The organism is Nostoc sp. FACHB-190 (assembly GCF_014696905.1).
Taxonomy (GTDB): domain Bacteria; phylum Cyanobacteriota; class Cyanobacteriia; order Cyanobacteriales; family Nostocaceae; genus Nostoc_B.
Window position 1 is genome coordinate 186,440 of sequence record NZ_JACJQW010000001.1, and the last position, 16,702, is coordinate 203,141.

Below are 16,702 nucleotides of genomic sequence, written 5' to 3' on the forward strand. Positions count from 1 at the left end.
AACTAACTTCTATAAAAGAGAGTCTATGTGCTGCTGTACTTTCTGTAAAAGTGGCTGAGACTCGATTTGCTGAGATAATTCATGGGCATTTTGGTAGCAAGATAGGGCTTTTCTTTTGCGTTTTGTTGAGGCGTACAAGCTGCCCATATTTAGTAAAGTCGAAATTTCTCCCAAGCGATCGCCTAATTGTTGATAAATTGCGATCGCTTGTTTATAAAATTTCATCGCCTGCCAGTTATTACCTAAGATGCTGTAGGTATAACCAATATTATTCAAGGTTGTGGCTTCACCAGAAATGTCTTTGAGGGCGCGACGAGATAAAAGTACTTGATAGTAAATTAGCAGTGCTTGTTTAGGTTGACCTAAATCACTGTAAACAGAAGCAATATTATTCATCGTGGTTGCTTCACCCACCAAATTTTTCACGGCTCTTTGAATAGAAAGTGCTTCCTGTAAATATTCTAGGGCTTGCCCATGTTTGCCTAAAAGACTGTAAGCAAACCCAAGACCATTTAATGTTGCTGCTTCACCAGAAAAATCGCCTAAAAATCGTCGCATTGAGAGAATTTGGTTTTGTAGCAACAGTGAGCGTTTGGGTTCTCCCAATTTGGTGTAAATTAGTGCCACATCATTGAGAGTGGAAACTTCACCTTGAGTATCGTGCAATCTTCTAAAAATATCTAAGGCTTGATCTAAATATTTCAATGCTTGCGAAAACTTTCCCAGACGGCTGTAAGTAGAACCAAGATTACTCAAGGCGGTTGCTTCGGCGCTGGCGTTACCTATCTCTTGAGCAACCAAAAGCGCCTGCTCAAAACACTCTAATGCTTTTTGAGGTTGCCAGCAACCAAGGTGCGCTAAACCGAGGTCGTTTAATGTATAACCCTCTTTGGCTCGATCAGAAATTGCTCTAGCTAATTCTAGATTTTTTGTTGCCAGGGCGAGTGATTCTTGAAGTTTTCCTTCCTGGTAGTAGCGGGTTGCTTGATCTCGACGTTTTTCCCACTCTTGGACTGCATTAAATGATTGCGTCATTTGACCTCAGTTGCACCAAAGAAAAATTAGGCAGGCTAATTTTGAGCCAACATCCCTAAGACATAAATTTGCTTAGATTGCCCAAAACAATGTTAAACATTATTCTCTACCTTGAGATATAGGATGTAAATAGTAAAATATGGTATATTTTTCAACCAAGCTGAAGAATTGCTATCAATTTGAAAGATAATAGATTGATTCCAGTAGATTTTTTTTATAAAGTCATAAATTACATAACTCAACAAGTTTTTTGACGTAAATTTGCGAAATTTTAGTTCATTAAGGCAAGTCTCTTCAAAGATTTTGGGTAATTGGTAAATTTGTATTTTTGTTAAGAAATGTAAAAATTGCCAAATCAAGAGATGGATAACACACAGCAGAAATACTTAACAGAGCATATTAAACTGTAGATGTGCTGTATTGCAGTGTATTTACAGAGTTTATGGGTAAGCCAACTGAGCTAATAATGTATGTGGTTGTGTAGGTAAGATAGTGAAAGAATGTTGTGATTGATGTTAAGTTTTATTTACCTTTGCGTAAATTCCAGATTGCTTATGTAGCAGTTGATTGGAAAAATCGGTTTGGTTACAGAGAGTATGACTGGTATACGCAATAACTTTCGCCATAACTTTAATTTTCAGCATTTTCCCTACGGTGTTTATTTCATTGGTGGCATAATTTTATTGATAATAGCGTCACTTTTTCGCCCTTTTGCCATTATTAATGCTGGTGAGAGGGGTGTTGTGATGAAATTTGGCCAAGTTCAAGACAAGGTATTAGATGAAGGAATTCATCTGATTACGCCAATTGCTACCACTGTCAGAAGTCTCAATGTGCGCGTGCAGCAAAACACTTTTCAATCGGATGCTGCTTCTAAAGACCTACAAAAAATCACAACTGAACTCGCTGTCAATTGGCACATTGATCCGACAAAAGCAAACAAAGTTTTCCAAAAAGTTGGTGATCAAACCCAAATTGTGCCAGCAATTATTACTCCTGCTGTATCGGAAGTTTTGAAAGCGGCAACTGCCAAAAAAACAGCAGAAGAGATTATTACTAAGCGCACTGAATTAAAAGAGGAAATTGATGAAAATCTCAAACGTCGGCTGATGGCTTATGATTTAGTATTAGATGATGTTTCACTTGTAAATTTTGATTTTTCTCCAGAGTTTAGCAAAGCAATTGAAGCAAAACAAATAGCAGAGCAAGATGCAAAACAGGCAGAATTTATTGCTAAAAAAGCTACTCAAGAAGCTCTGGCAGAAGTTAACCGTGCTAAAGGCCAAGCTGAAGCACAGAAATTACAACGACAAACTTTAACACCAGAGTTACTCCAAAAGCAAGCAATCGAAAAATGGGATGGTCGTTTTCCTACAGTGCTTGGTGGTAATGGAGCTTTACCATTAATTAATGTGAATCCTAATAGTTTCAATAATGGAGAGAAACAATAAAATTTAAACCCTTAAATAAAGCTGTGTTGCTTGAGAGATTTTCAACTGTAAGAGAGTTTCATCCCCTAATTGTTGAGTAAAATTCGGCTTTACAGGGATAAATTTTAAACTGCGAATAATCTCTTTTGCTACAGCTTTTGCTAATAGCGGCGGTACAGAATTTCCAACTTGGCGAAAACCATGCCATTTAGTGACGTGAAATCGAAACCAGTCTGGATAAGAATGAAGCCGTGCAGCTTCTCTGACTGTGATGCAACGGGGTGTCATGGGATGAATTGGTCGGGGAGAAGTGAAAGAACCCCTGTGTCTATCTGTTCCGGCGCGTAAGGTATTGCAGACACCAGCCGGATGCAATTTATGAAAACGGCTGATGGGTTCTCTTTCGCCTTGGGGAGTTTCTTGAAAACGTTGAATGGTTGTGGGTGTGTGTTGAGTGCGGAAACTAGAAGAGAGAATGCGGGCATCGAATTGGCGATCGCAGCTATAATCATCTGCTAAATTACTAATACCGCGCAGTATCAAGGCATAATCACTAGGTTTGCCATAATCAGCAAATACCCAATCTTTTTCTAATAACTCTGCATAATTTTCTACTTCTGGGAGATCACCAATTGCATCCCACACTGTCGGACTCAGTGGTAAAGCATTTTGTGATGTTGAGTGATTTGGCTTGGCTATTTGGGTAATTGGTTGGGGATACTTGGGTAAGTTGACATCTCCTCTCGCGCCTAACAGAAATAATCGCTCACGGGATTGTGGTACACCATAATGAGCAGCATTCAGAATTTGATAATTTTCTTCTACCTGATAGCCGTGAGTTTGAAACTCGCTAATTAAGCTTTTCAGAATTTGTTTGTGTTCGCCAACAGTTATACCGCGAACATTTTCCATCACAAAATATTTTGGTTGTAGTTCTAACACCAACCGATGAAAGTGAAATACTAAAGAGTTACGCGGGTCATCAAAAACCCGTTTACCCATCAGGGAAAAGCCTTGACAGGGACTACCACAAATAACCGCATCAATTTCACGACTGCCAATTTTGGAACGTTTGCGAATTTCTTTGCCTGTGGTGTCTTCTACGCTTTTACAAAAAACTGTACACCCTGGAAAGTTAAATTCGTGAGTAGCGCAGTGGATAGGATCAATTTCGACGGCGGCCAATACATCAAAGCCAGCTTGTTCAAAGCCAAGGGTCATACCACCTGCGCCTGCGAACAAATCAACTGCGATTGGTCGTCGTTTTCTCATTGAGTAATAAGTGCTGAGTGCTGAGTGCTGAGTAAAAAATAGTTTGCTCGAAAATTTGCTGTATGAAACCGCATCAAGCCTGGAACTTTAGTTCCAGGCTCATAGCCAAAATCCACAAAGCGTGGACTGAAATGAACTTGTGGTTGAGTCCTCCCAAGAGGACTTGCGCTATGAGACTCGGAATTGATTCCGAGGCGGGATAGATGCACTCAACCCGGATTTGTGTGTACACCGTAGCGCGTTTTAGGAGAGGGAGAGGTCTGTCGAATTCATGTCTTCAAACTTCACACTTCAGACTTCACACTTCATAATTTATACTTCATACTTCACACTTCAGTTAGCATTTGCAAAATTTCTTGAGCCGCGCGATCGCATACGCCAATATCTCCTAAACATTGTCGCATTTGGGCATAATCTGTCAATGTCTGCCGTCTGCGTTCAGGATTCAGTAGTATTTCCATTGCGGCTTGGGTAATATTCTCTGGTGTGGCTTGTTCTTGTAACAACTCTGGTACAATTTCCCGCATTACCACTAAGTTGACTGGAGAAGCAAAGGGAATGGAACCTTTGAGGATTTTCCGCGCAATCCAAACGGTAACGGCATTGAGGCGATAAACTACAACTTGCGGCACGTTAAACAGCGCCAGTTCTAAATTGACTGTGCCAGATTTAGTAATGGCGAAATCAGCCGCAGCAAACACTTCTTGTTGTTGACCAGAGACAATTGTGGCTCGTAAACCATAACTTTGAATTGCTGACTCTATTGGTTGTTTAAAGCTTTCCAAAGATAAAGGAATCCAAAAGTGAGCTTCTGGTAACTTGGCTTGAATTGTCTGCGCTGCTTGAAAAATGACTGGTAAAAGATATTTTAGTTCTTGCTGACGAGAAGCGGGGAGAAGTGCGATCGCAATTTGTTCTGGTGCAATTCCTAATTCAGCACGCGCCGCCTGACGATTAGGTACATCCTGCATCCGATCAATTAACGGATGTCCCACCCAACTGACATTTCCGCCATTTTCTTGATAATATCTGGCTTCTTCGGGGAATATTGCTAAGAGTTTGTCTGTAAAACCAACGATGCGAGAGGTATTTCGCAGACTCATTGACCAAACCCACTCTTGTGGGGCAATGTAATAAACCACAGGCACATCTGGCAGATTTTGTCGCATATAAGTGCCGATGCCGAGGTTTGGCCCCATATAATCAATCAGCACCACTAAGTCTGGCGGGTTTTGCTTGAGATAGGCGATCGCTTTTCGTTGTACTAATAAAGTGGGTACAACATAAGGCAAAGATTCTAAAAGACCCATTGAGCCAATCCCACTGGTATTGCCCAAAATATTTGCCCCTACCTTTGCCATTTTTTCGCCACCGAGGGCGACAATTTCTAACGCCAACCCAGCAGCAGCAGCTTGGCGTTGCATTGCTGCAATCAACAGCGAACCTTGCAAATCGCCAGACACTTCGCCAGTGCTGATAAATATCCGCATTTTAATTAAAAATTACTAAAAATTTGCCTTGAGAAATTAGAAGTTATGGCTTTATTTCAGACGGATGAGGGTATTTTGGCAGGGTGAATTTTAGGGACATCCTAACTCCTGCCTCTGGTTGGTGAGCGAAGTCGAACCACTGCCTCCTGCCTTCTGTCATACATTCACCCTAATTTCTCAGATATAACTTAAGAATCCTCACTTGTGCCTGCTTTACCTTTTCCTGGAATCAAGCCACGTCTTCCTGGCATTTGAGACAAGAGTATAAAACGACGCAAATGTTGTAGTTCTTCTGTATCTCCTAGCTGTTCTAACTGTTCTAATGCTTCTTTGAAACTCAAGTTAGAACGGTAGAGAATGCGGAAGGCTTTTTTGAGGGTTTGCAGGTCACTGGCGGACATTCCAGAACGCTTCAGCCCCACCAAATTCAGGGTTCTGACCCGTACTGGATTACCTTCTACTAGCATATATGGCGGCACATCCCGATCAATGCGAGACATCCCACCTACCATTGAGTGTCTACCAATATGGACAAATTGATGAACTCCTAAAACGCCGCCTAATCTGGCGCGAGACTCGATATGGACATGACCTGCTAAAGCTACCGAGTTGGGAATAATTACATGATCTTCAATGATGCAATTATGCGCCACATGCACATAAGCCATCAGCAAATTATTACTGCCGATGATTGTGGCTTCTCCCTCACCTGTGGCACGGTTAACGGTGACATACTCTCGAATTACATTGTCGTCACCGATTTTTACCCAGGTTGGCTCTCCTACAAATTTGAGATCCTGGGGTTCCATACCAATAGCTGCACCTGGAAAAATCTGATTTCGCGCCCCAATTTCGCAAGGCCCTTCCAGCACTACATGAGCGCCAATAATTGTTTCTGGGCCAACTTTGACATGCGCTCCAATCACAGCATAGGCACCAACTTGCACTGTAGGGTGGAGTTCCGCTTTAGGATGAACTACCGCCGTTGGATGAATAAGAGTCTTCAAGGGTGAATCTCCAGAACTGTCGTGAGAAACCAGTGCGTTAATCGCAACTGGTGTTGCTGAGTTGTGATAACTTCAACAATCGAAAGTGTCGGGCAAAGCAAGTTAAGTGTGAGGGCAGCGAAAATTCAGAAATTTTCAAATACTGTGTGGACAGTTGTTAATCTGTGATGCTTGTTTAGATTTGAGCCTCAGTATATAACAATAGCCAAGCCAGTTATGACATTGTAATAACTGGTTTTATACTCAGCACGTTGCCATATCACGGTTGTACCAAGACACTCAAACAAGTTGTTAACCAACTAAAGAAAACATCAATTCGCCTTCAGCAGCGAGTTGTCCGTCAACTTCGGCCCGAGCTTGCATCTTCCCAAACCGACGTTGTTTGATACATAACAGTTCCACTGTCATAATCAGTTGATCTCCAGGGACAACTTGACGACGAAAGCGGGCTTTATCAATGCCAGCAAAGACAAACAGTCCACCTGCATTGTATTCTGGTAGTTGTGTTAACACAATTCCACCGACTTGTGCCATTGCTTCGACAATTAGCACACCTGGCATGAGTGGTCTACCGGGGAAATGTCCTTGAAATTGAGGTTCGTTAATAGTAACATTTTTAACGCCTACAGCCACTTTTCCTGGTACATAGTCAATAATTTTGTCTACCAGTAGAAATGGATAGCGATGAGGGAGCAACTGCTGAATTTCTTCGGATGTGAAGGTTTTTTTCACTTCCGGTGCAGTGGGAGTTTGGGTGGTATCAGATGAGGATGCGATCGCATCGCTACTATTTACTTCTGCAAGAATTGACGACATTGGCAGTTTGTGTGACTTTGACTGTGGAAATTAAAAGTGGAATGGCGTTGAAACCCCTCAGATTTTGTCAGTGGGATTTTGCTGTGCCGCTAAAATCCTTTCGGCGAGTTGAATATGTAAATTGTGGCTGGCTTTATACGCTAAGAAATGAGCTTGGGGGAAATTTCCCAATAAACTCAAATCTCCTACTAAGTCCAACATCTTATGACGGACTGGCTCATTTGCAAATCTTAATGGCGGATTTAACCATCCTTCAGAGCCGCAAACCAGTGCATTGTCTAAGCTGCCGCCTTTAATTAATCCAGCCTGTTGTAAGTATTCTATTTGATGTAATAAACCAAAGGTACGCGCAGGGGCAATTTCCGCCGCAAAGCTAACAGCCGCCTCACCGACATCAGCCGCTAATAACCAACTGTGCCATTGATTGCCAATTGCAGGTAAATCAAAATCAATCCCATAGCTAAAGCGGGTTTCTGCGGCTGGGATAGCACAAACAAAGGCATCATTGTGATAAATCCAGATTGGTTCTGCAAGAACCCATTGCTCTGAGTTATCGTCTGCTGTTTGCGGTTGTAAGCCAACTTGAGCCACACTAGCAGCCCAAATTTGGGCTGAACCATCCAACAACGGCACTTCTGGCCCATCAATTTCAATGCGGGCATTATTCACACCCATACTTGACAAGGTTGCCAATAAATGCTCGACTGTACGGACAGATGCTGCACCTTTACCCAATTGAGTAGACAGTACAGTTTCATTGACTGCGGCAATTTGGGCGGGAATGATTGGCAAATCTGGTAAATCTACCCGCACAAAATAACGCCCGCTATTGGCTGGGGCTGGTAATATCCGCACATTGGTAGCAATACCGCTATGCAGTCCGACTCCTGTTTGGCAGATTTCCCCGGCGATGGTGTGCTGTTGCATCGGCGAAAATTTAATACACCTTAATAAATAGTCAAGGGTCGAGGGTCAAAGAGTCAAGAGAAAGTATGAAGTATGAAGTGTGAAAAAGCTAATTTCATACTTCATACTACCCTTCGGGAAGCCGCGCAGAGCGCGTCTACACACTTCATACTTTTTAAAATCTTTCCCCAATGCCGAAGTTGATGCGGCTATCACCATCATCGTTGATACCGTAGTCGATACGAATTGGCCCCAGAGGTGATTGGACGCGCACACCCAAACCATAACCATAGCCAGTACCGTTTTTGTTGAGAACATCCGCCGCCCTAGTATTGGTGCCTAAGTCAGTACCAAAATCGACAAAGGCTGCGCCACTCACGATGGAAAATACAGGGAAGCGATACTCTAAAGTTGCTTGCACGTAACTACGGCTGCTGGCTAATGTTCCTTCTTCATAACCACGCACGGAGTTACTACCGCCTAAAGTAAAGGCTTCGTAGGGAGGTAAATCGCCGAGGATAGTACCGCCTTGAATGTTAAAGGCGAGAGTTTGTGCGCCTTTGGAAAAATTCAGGAGCTTCACGGGGATGTATTGGCTATAGCTCCCCCGTAGTCTAGTGAGTAAAATATTACCTTCGCCTATTGGTAATGACTGGTCAACTCCGAAGCGCAGGAACGAACCACTGGTAGGCTGTAGGGCATTGTTACGGCGATCGCGCTGCGTACCTAGTTGTAATAATACTAAGTCGTCTTGACCTGTACCAGAGAAGCTTAAGGGAATTAATTCTCCAGCTTGGCCATTGTTGTAAACTGTACCAAATCTTCTGAGATTACCATCAGCGTCGCGGGTGGAAACGCGCTGATATTGCAACCCGGCTGAGGCTGTCCATTCGGAACGTTCGTAGGGATTTTTGGACAACGGACGAGTAAAGGTAACGCCACCACCTAAACGTAACACACGGGGGCGATCGCCATCGTCATCTCCGGCTCTGAAGGTTTCCACGTTGTTCTCATCTCCTTCAAATACCAAGGAAATCGAACTGCGGCGGAAAATATTGGCTGTGTAAGAGGTGCGGTAAGGATCACCCGCAATCCAGGGGTCGGTGTAGCGTAAATCAAATAGTAATTCCCTGGTTCCTACCTGGACTTCTGCACCTAATTTTTGGTTTCTGCCGTTGAGGTTCTGCTGTTGATAGCTGACTGTACCAAATAATCCACTGGCAGAACTAATACCAGCACCAGCCGCGATCGAACCGCTACTGCGTTCGGCAACATTAATTACTACATCTACTTTGCTGGGGTCAGTACCAGGGTCTAGAGAAACATTCACATCTTCAAATAAACCTAGTCCAAACACCCGTTGTAGGTCTTTTTGGACTGTATTTCTATTAAATATTTGTCCTGGTTTTAATTCTACTTCCCGTGTAATAATATACTCTTGTGTCCGTCCGCGAATTGGTCTACCTTGGTCGTCTGTTTCTTGACCTTCTTTGTTGCGGAACCGGACTTTAATATTTTCCACTACACCTTCGGCTACTTGCAGCGTCACCACCCCATTTTCCGAAACTTGGGGCGCACCAATCACATTGGCTAACACATAACCTTGGTCTTGATAGCGTTTGCTTAAGGTCTTGATTCCTTCTTGCAAGTCGCGTAGGTTGAGGATTTTACCATACTGATCTTTAAAAACTTCATCCGCCGTACTTGCTGGCAGAACCGAAGCAACACCAGTTCCAGGATTAGCTTCGACTTGCACTTTTGTAAGTACGGGGTTGGGCTGGACAATAAAGCTGACTCGCACGCCCAAAGGTGTATCTTCTGGTACAGCTTGGACGTTAGAAAAGAAACCTGTACCAAAAATCGAATTAATATCTTCTTGTAGTTGGGTGCGGGTGGTTGTCCGCCCTGGTTGAGTCCGAATGACTTGATAAACTCGATCTTCTAATTCTGGGGGTAATTGTCCTGCTTGGGGTTTGACGACTACTTCTGATACCAATACCCTTGGTTCTGTTGATTCGGTAGCGCCATTCGGTTGGGTATTCCCTGGAGATGTGGGAAACGCAGGTTCGATGGTGGGGGGGGTGGTATTTTCTGGCTGGGGATTTTGGGGAAATGCCGGTTCGATGGTTGGGGGGGTGGTATTTTCCGGCTGAGGGTTTTGGGGAAATGCCGGTTCGATGGTGGGGGGGGTAGTATTTTCCGGCTGGGGATTTTGGGGAGATGCCGGTTCAATGGTAGTGGGGGGGGTAGTATTTTCTGGAGATGCAGGTTCTGTGGCTGGAGTGGAACTGTCAGGAATGGTGTTGGGCTGTTGAGTATCAGAGTTGGGGATTGTTTCTGGCGTTTGGGCAATTGTTGGGACTATCACCTGTGATTTTGCATCTGATGGTGTTGGCAAAATGGTCACAGATTTTGCTTGAGTATCTTTAAGTACCTTAGCTTCTGGGGAGGCGATCGCAGTTGGTAAACTTTCCCTCGCTGAACTTTGCCCTGCGTCCTTCTCTTGTGGCTGCTTTGTAGCGGGTTTTAAAATTTTCGCTGTGGGTTGTAAATCTTCAGCAGTTTGGGCATTCGCTCTAAAAGAGCCACTTAATGGCGCTGCAATTGCTACAGCTGCTACTAATATAGGAGATAAACGCATTATATATTCCTCTTCACTTCCGCACACAATCACACACTAGTTATTAGTCATTAGTCGTTGGTCATTTGTCCTTTGTCAAGACCAATGACCAATGACAAGGTACATCAGTTTAATTTTTACTGTCTACTGTTTGCAGCACTCGCTGTAAAACCTCTTGGTACGCATCTTCTACATTGCCTAAATCTCGGCGGAAGCGGTCTTTATCCAGGACGCGACGGTTGGGGTCAGTTTCTGTAGTGTCCCACAAACGACAGGTGTCTGGACTAATCTCATCTGCCAGGAGTATTTGCTGTTGTGAATCTAAGCCGAATTCTAGTTTGAAGTCTACTAAGGTAATGCCACATTGCTGCCAAAAGCTCCGCAGAAACTCGTTGATTTGCAATGCTAGATTCTTAATTAGGTCTACTTGTTCCTCTGTAGCTAATTCCATTAAGAGTAGGCGATCGCGTGTCAACAACGGGTCTCCTAATTGATCATTCTTGTAATAAAACTCTACCAAGGGCTGTGGCAAAACTGTACCCACTGGTAAACCTGTTTGTTGACTCAGGCTACCCGCCGCAATATTTCTCACGACTACTTCTAAGGGTAAAATTTTCACCGCTTTCACCCGCATTTGATTAGGGGACGGGCTGTCAATAAAGTGGGTTTTAACCCCTTGGGCTTCCAACTGTTTAAATAACTGGCTAGAAATACTACAGTTAATTTTTCCCTTGCCAATGATACTGCCACGCTTTTGGGCGTTAAACGCAGTCGCATCATCTTTAAAATCAGCCAGCAAGATTTCTGGATTATCTGTTGTATAGAGTATTTTTGCTTTGCCTTCGTAGACTTTAGAATGAACAGACATGGTAGGAGGTCAACTTTTCAGCAATGGGAGACTTGTGTCCTTTCGGGCTTCACCATTTTATCTTTAGTTAACAAAGATTCGCTAATTAATCGCCAGTGCATAATCAAAAAATGCTAAGAATTCAGGAGTCAGAAGCCTGAATTCTGCATAAGAATAGGCTCTCTACTAGCTGTGAGAACTAAATTCTGTATTTTATTGACTGACACTCTGCTGTAAATTCATCAATTTTGAAATGAGATTTCAGGGTTTTCAACAGTAGTCTGATATCAAATTTGCTGAGTATTACCCGTAAATCTTGTGACTGTAATACACCCGTATAAAATTGGTTTATACCTTTGATGGAGTGGGACAAAAGCTGCCCTTAGAGAATTAAATTTTACTGGTCAGCACCAGTAAGTTATAGTAAAGATTAATTACCTGATGCTGAAACTCAGATATATAATATATAACCTCTAGTAGAGGTAAATTTCCCAGGAAACTATTACACTCTGACTGTAGATTTTTTTACTCAAAAACTGATTTTTTTATAGAAAATAAAGTATAAATCATGACTAAGTAAATAGCTATTGAAAATTTTGATTGGTGTTTAATACCAGAGAATGTCAATTAGTAATTGGCAGAAGGATACACTATTAGGAATTACTGCACAACGATCAATACTAATCAAGCTTTTTTGCTTTTAGCAGCAAAATATAGAAATCCTACTCGATTTCTCAAATACCTGTTGAGGTAGAAACAAGAGAGTCGATTTGTTGGTAATTCATAAAATACTTGCTAGAAGTGCATAAATCATGGCTTGAGTTCAGATATTAAAACAATAATGGAGTTTAATAAGTGGAGCAGAAGATGGTGGACAAAGATGATTTTATTTATCCCAAAGGTCGCTATTATGGGCAAGTTAAACCCGAAAACTTAGTATTTAATGCTAATCTTCAGGAATTTGCGAATAAAGTTAGTTATGTTTGTAGCTTAGAAACGGGTGGAAAAATCCCGCCAGAAGATGCTTACGAACAAATCAAAGCTTTGTGGAAACAGCTAAAACAAAGTAAAAAACAGCTAAAAATTGGCGAAAATCCTTTTAGAAATGAAGGCGGAGAAGCTGAGGAATGAGATAAAAATTGTGCAGGTAAGGAGTAGGGAGTAGTAAAAAGCCTTTTCTAAGTTCAATGATTTTTTTCAAAATCAAATATTAGTCATTACTTTATCTTGTCGTGACTGCTTGCCAGCATCTCACTGATTCAGGAATATCAAAAAGCTTTTGTAATCAGAAATTAAAAAATTTGGGTATTTATTTGCTGACAATTGTCCAAACACCATCCCAGGAATCTGGCGGTGGTGTTTGGTGATAATTTTGGGCGCGTTCTAGATGAATTTCTACGGCTTGGTCTTTGGGGCGGAGGTGTTTTGCGGCGGTAAAACTAGCGATCGCCCCGGCAAAATCCTTTGCTAAATAAGCAGCCCGGCCGTTATGATAGTGAAACAAAAACTCTTGGGTATCAGCATCTAAAGGCGTATTGCGATCGCTAATTAACTCATAAATATTCACAGCTTGGTTTTTACCCTTAACGCGAATTTTATCTAACTCCCGCACCCAAATGCGATCGCTGCAAAGTTGATAAGTAAATTCGCTCAAAATAATATCACAGCCATATTCTTTCGTGACGGCTTCTAGACGGGCGCTTAAGTTTACACTATCGCCAATCACGGTGTAATCCATACGTTTGTGAGAGCCAATATTACCAGAAACAACTTCCCCAGAACTAATCCCAATCCCGATACGAATTTGGGGTTGTTCCTGAATAATTCGCCGTTGGTTAAATTCTTGCAGACGTTGGCGCATATCTAAGGCTGATTGTACCGCCTGCCAAGCATGGTTTTCTGTAATTGGTAAAGGCGCACCAAACACAGCCATTAAAGCATCGCCAATAAATTTATCTAAAGTGCCTTCATAATTAAAAACCGCTTCCACCATTGTTTCAAAATATTGGTTCAACAGCGATACAACCTCTGCTGCGCCCAAATTTTCCGTCAAAGTGGTGTAGCCACGAATATCAGAAAATAAGACAGTCACATCCTTACGTTCACCCACCATCAAAGCATCTTCACCCAAAGCCATGACTTGTTCTGCAACATGGGGAGTCAGGTAACGATACATTGTGGTTTTCAGGCGTTTTTCTTGGCTAATGTCTTCTAAAACTACTAAACCGCCTCTCACTCCCCCTTCTGGGTTGGTGAGGGGATTTACAGTTAAATTAATACTGCGTTCTAACTGTTCTACTTGATTAGCGGGGATTAATTGGGATGGAGGAGTTAACAGTAAATTCCAAGGAATGAAAAGGTCAGGGTTATTGCGATCGCGGACTGTTAAAATCAACTGATGAGTTGTGCCAGTTTGCAAAGCTGAGTCTTGATTGTCACTATTCACTCGCCCGTCTAAAGTCAGTGCTTGATATAGCCCCACTATCAAACTTTGTTCTGGAACATAATGTCTAGCGCCCGATGTCAAACTGTCTTCTAAGCGCATTTGCAAATTTTCAATGGGTACTACTTCCCACACAAAGCGCCCGATTAAATTTTGCTCCCACAATAATTTATTGCTTTTGTTATTAGTATCAGCCAAAGGACAACCCAATAACTCTAAAGCCGCATCATTAATTGTCACAATTCGACCAATCATATCAGTCGAAATTACAGCATCAGATAGACTTTGCAAAATGTCTTTTTGATACTGTTTTTCTAACAGGACATTTTCAAACAGCCGCGCATTTTCTAATGCTATGCCTGCTTGAATATTAAAAGCCCGCATAAACTCTTCATCAGAGGCGCTAAAACTGCCTTTTTGCTTATTAATTAGCTGAGTTACCCCAATTAATTCATTAGCAGAATTAAACACTGGCAAACATAAAATATTCCGCGTTACATAGCCAGTTTTTCTATCTGTACTGGGGTCAAAACGCGGGTCTTTATAAGCATCAGGAATATTTAATGCGTCTCCTGTTGATGCTACATAACCAGCAATTCCCCGATTTGCCGGCATCCGAATTTCAAGAAAGTCTGTGGGCGATGCTGCGGCTGCAACTTTTGTCCAAAGTTCACCCATTTCTTTGCGATACAAAAACAGCGTACTCCGGTCTGCTTGCATCAAAATTCGGGCTTGTTCCATGACTATTTGCAAAGTTGCTTCTAAGTCTAAACTCTGCCCTAATGTTTGAGTCGCCCTTAATAATGCTGTTGCGCCTCGTTGATTGCGGGCTGCTACATAAAAAGATTGACAAGTTTCTAAAATAATCCCAATAGAAGCAGCAAAATCTCGAAATGATTCTTCATCTTCATGATTAAAAGGCACATTACCTTCTTTATTTGCCAGTTGCACAACAGCAACAGTTTGACTCTTACTACTAACAACAGGCATACATAAAATATTGCGAATTTTATAGCCCATTTGTTTTTCTAAATCTGGACTAAATAAAGGATGTGTTGCAGTTTCCGCAATGTTCAAATATTGGGCTGTACTCGCTACATGGCCAGGAATGCCAACATTAATTGGCGTTCTAATTTCTAAAAATTTTTGACTATTATCTTGGGGAACTTTTGACCAGAGTTGACCTTTATCATAGTCAACTAAAAAAATTGCTGTGTGTTCAGCTTGGAGAATTTGACCAATTTTTAAGGTAATGGCTTCTAGTACCTTTTCCAACATTGTTTCTAGAGCTTCATTATTAATTAACTCAATGGCTCTGAGAAATTGTTGGAACTCAGCCGTTATAAAATCAAGTAGACAGACAAATTCGTTAACAGAAAGGTCTTTGACACGACGTAGTAAGGCGTGGGTGCGATTAACTTGTGTGAGTTCAGTTAATGTAGCCAAGACGCTACCAGGGTTGGGAAGAGTCATGGAATTTTAGATTTTAGATTTGAGATTTTAGATTTAAAGCTGAGATTGTGCTTTTATCTATCGTTAATCGTTCCGAAAATCGTGGAGCAGAAATGCCCCACAATTCCTATCCTGCATTTAAACTGCTGCTGTTGGCTGTTTTACTGAGACTATTTTGTGATAGTAATCTTGCAGCTGGCGTGTGGCCGCTGCCCATCCCCATTTTTCTGCTTCTTTACGAGCATTTTGACGAATGATATCTCGTTCTTGCTGATTTTCCAAGAGGCGAATTGTAGCAGAAATCGCATCTTGAATGTCTGCTTTGGGGTTAAAAAGATATCCATTCACACCATCTGTAACAATATCAGGGATGCCACCAGAACGGGCAGCCACGACGGGACAACCAGCGGCCATTGCTTCTAATAAGACTAACCCCAGAGTTTCTGTGCGGGAAGGGAAAATAAAAGCATCAGCACTCGCAAAAGCAGAACCTAACTCACGTCCCATGAGATAGCCAACAAAATGGGTGTTGCTTCCAGCAAAGTGTTTTTCTAAGGCTTGGCGATGGGGGCCATCTCCCACTAAAGCCAATCGCGCTTGGGGAATTGCTTCTAAAATTGGTTTAATGCGTTCAATTTCTTTTTCGGCAGATAAGCGACCAACATACAATAATAAGGGACTTTCGGGATGGTTTTGGGACAGGTGCGATCGCATCTCTAAACTGGCTAAATTAGGATGAAATAATTCTGTATCTACGCCCCTCTGCCACAAGTCTACTCTTTCAATGCCATGTGATGACAATTCCTCCATCATGGCTGTCGAGGTACAAAGATTTAACAATGCTTGATTATGAGCGCCTTTGAGCAATTCCCACAACAAGCCTTCTAACATTCCTAAGCCGTAATGCTGGAGATATTGCGGTAAATGGGTATGGTAAGAAGCTACTAAGGGAATTTTCAAAACTTTGCTATAAAAAATGCCTGATAATCCTAAAACAGCAGGGTTTACAACATGAATAATATCAGGCTGGAATTCTTCTAAAGCATAACCAATGGCTGGGCGGGGTAGTGCCATTTTTAACTCTGGATACAGAGGCAAAGGAAAGCCACTAATGCCGTAAACTTTCGCTCCTTTATGTTCCGTGATTCCACCCTCTGGGGCAATCACTAAAACTTGATTTCCATCACGCTGTAGATGGTCAACTGTATGGCGTAGACGTGTAACTATGCCATCTACTTTCGGCAAAAAGGTTTCGGTGAATAGGGCTATTCTCATACAAAAATTCTTCAGTCCACGCAGGTAATCTCAACTGCTGTTGAATTTCAGGTTCTACAACAGAGTAAACTGTTTCTCGTAGCGGAATCAATTGTGTACGGTGAGAAAT

12 protein-coding genes are annotated in these 16,702 nt (G+C 42.1%); 2 read left to right on the top strand and 10 right to left on the bottom strand.

Translation table 11 applies throughout. The features are described 5' to 3' along the window. Window positions 1–9 precede the first annotated feature (9 nt). Entirely contained in the window at window positions 10–1,035 is a 1,026-nt protein-coding gene (locus tag H6G28_RS01005; protein WP_190668247.1) for a tetratricopeptide repeat protein, read from the bottom strand. Between the two features lie 596 nt (window positions 1,036–1,631). Between H6G28_RS01005 and H6G28_RS01010 the strand changes: the two genes are divergently transcribed. Beyond that, window positions 1,632–2,486, top strand: a complete 855-nt coding sequence (locus H6G28_RS01010; RefSeq protein ID WP_190668249.1) for a prohibitin family protein — start codon at window positions 1,632–1,634, stop codon at window positions 2,484–2,486. Between the two features lie 3 nt (window positions 2,487–2,489). On the opposite strand, the gene dcm is transcribed toward H6G28_RS01010, so the two are convergent. The 7 genes from dcm to purC form a co-directional block, all read right to left on the bottom strand. Further along, a complete protein-coding gene (dcm, locus tag H6G28_RS01015; RefSeq protein WP_190668252.1) occupies window positions 2,490–3,737 on the bottom strand; it encodes a DNA cytosine methyltransferase in 1,248 nt (415 codons plus the stop codon). A 326-nt stretch (window positions 3,738–4,063) separates the two neighbouring features. Further along, entirely contained in the window at window positions 4,064–5,227 is a 1,164-nt protein-coding gene (gene lpxB / locus H6G28_RS01020) for a lipid-A-disaccharide synthase (protein WP_190668255.1), read from the bottom strand. Between the two features lie 188 nt (window positions 5,228–5,415). Further along, on the bottom strand, window positions 5,416–6,234 hold the full coding sequence (gene lpxA, locus H6G28_RS01025) for an acyl-ACP--UDP-N-acetylglucosamine O-acyltransferase (RefSeq protein ID WP_190668257.1): 819 nt from the start codon (window positions 6,232–6,234) through the stop codon (window positions 5,416–5,418). Window positions 6,235–6,525: 291 nt separating this feature from the next. Next, a complete protein-coding gene (gene fabZ, locus H6G28_RS01030) occupies window positions 6,526–7,050 on the bottom strand; it encodes a 3-hydroxyacyl-ACP dehydratase FabZ (protein WP_062294314.1) in 525 nt (174 codons plus the stop codon). 57 nt (window positions 7,051–7,107) lie between these two features. Further along, complete coding sequence (gene lpxC / locus H6G28_RS01035) at window positions 7,108–7,977, bottom strand: UDP-3-O-acyl-N-acetylglucosamine deacetylase (RefSeq protein WP_190668259.1); 870 nt, start codon at window positions 7,975–7,977, stop codon at window positions 7,108–7,110. A 154-nt stretch (window positions 7,978–8,131) separates the two neighbouring features. Beyond that, window positions 8,132–10,597, bottom strand: coding sequence for a BamA/TamA family outer membrane protein (locus tag H6G28_RS01040; RefSeq protein ID WP_190668263.1), 2,466 nt, complete (start codon window positions 10,595–10,597; stop codon window positions 8,132–8,134). 109 nt (window positions 10,598–10,706) lie between these two features. Then, window positions 10,707–11,444 (bottom strand): phosphoribosylaminoimidazolesuccinocarboxamide synthase, encoded by a 738-nt coding sequence (purC, locus tag H6G28_RS01045; RefSeq protein WP_190668265.1) that lies wholly within the window; start codon window positions 11,442–11,444, stop codon window positions 10,707–10,709. Between the two features lie 846 nt (window positions 11,445–12,290). On the opposite strand from purC, the gene H6G28_RS01050 reads away from it, so the two are divergent. Next, a complete protein-coding gene (locus tag H6G28_RS01050) occupies window positions 12,291–12,554 on the top strand; it encodes a DUF7219 family protein (protein WP_190668268.1) in 264 nt (87 codons plus the stop codon). Window positions 12,555–12,732: 178 nt separating this feature from the next. Here the strand turns inward: H6G28_RS01050 and H6G28_RS01055 are convergent, their stop codons facing one another. Both H6G28_RS01055 and H6G28_RS01060 read right to left on the bottom strand, forming a co-directional pair. Then, window positions 12,733–15,339, bottom strand: a complete 2,607-nt coding sequence (locus tag H6G28_RS01055) for a GAF domain-containing protein (protein WP_190588245.1) — start codon at window positions 15,337–15,339, stop codon at window positions 12,733–12,735. A gap of 117 nt (window positions 15,340–15,456) precedes the next feature. Further along, complete coding sequence (locus tag H6G28_RS01060; protein WP_190588244.1) at window positions 15,457–16,593, bottom strand: glycosyltransferase family 4 protein; 1,137 nt, start codon at window positions 16,591–16,593, stop codon at window positions 15,457–15,459. Window positions 16,594–16,702: the final 109 nt, after the last annotated feature.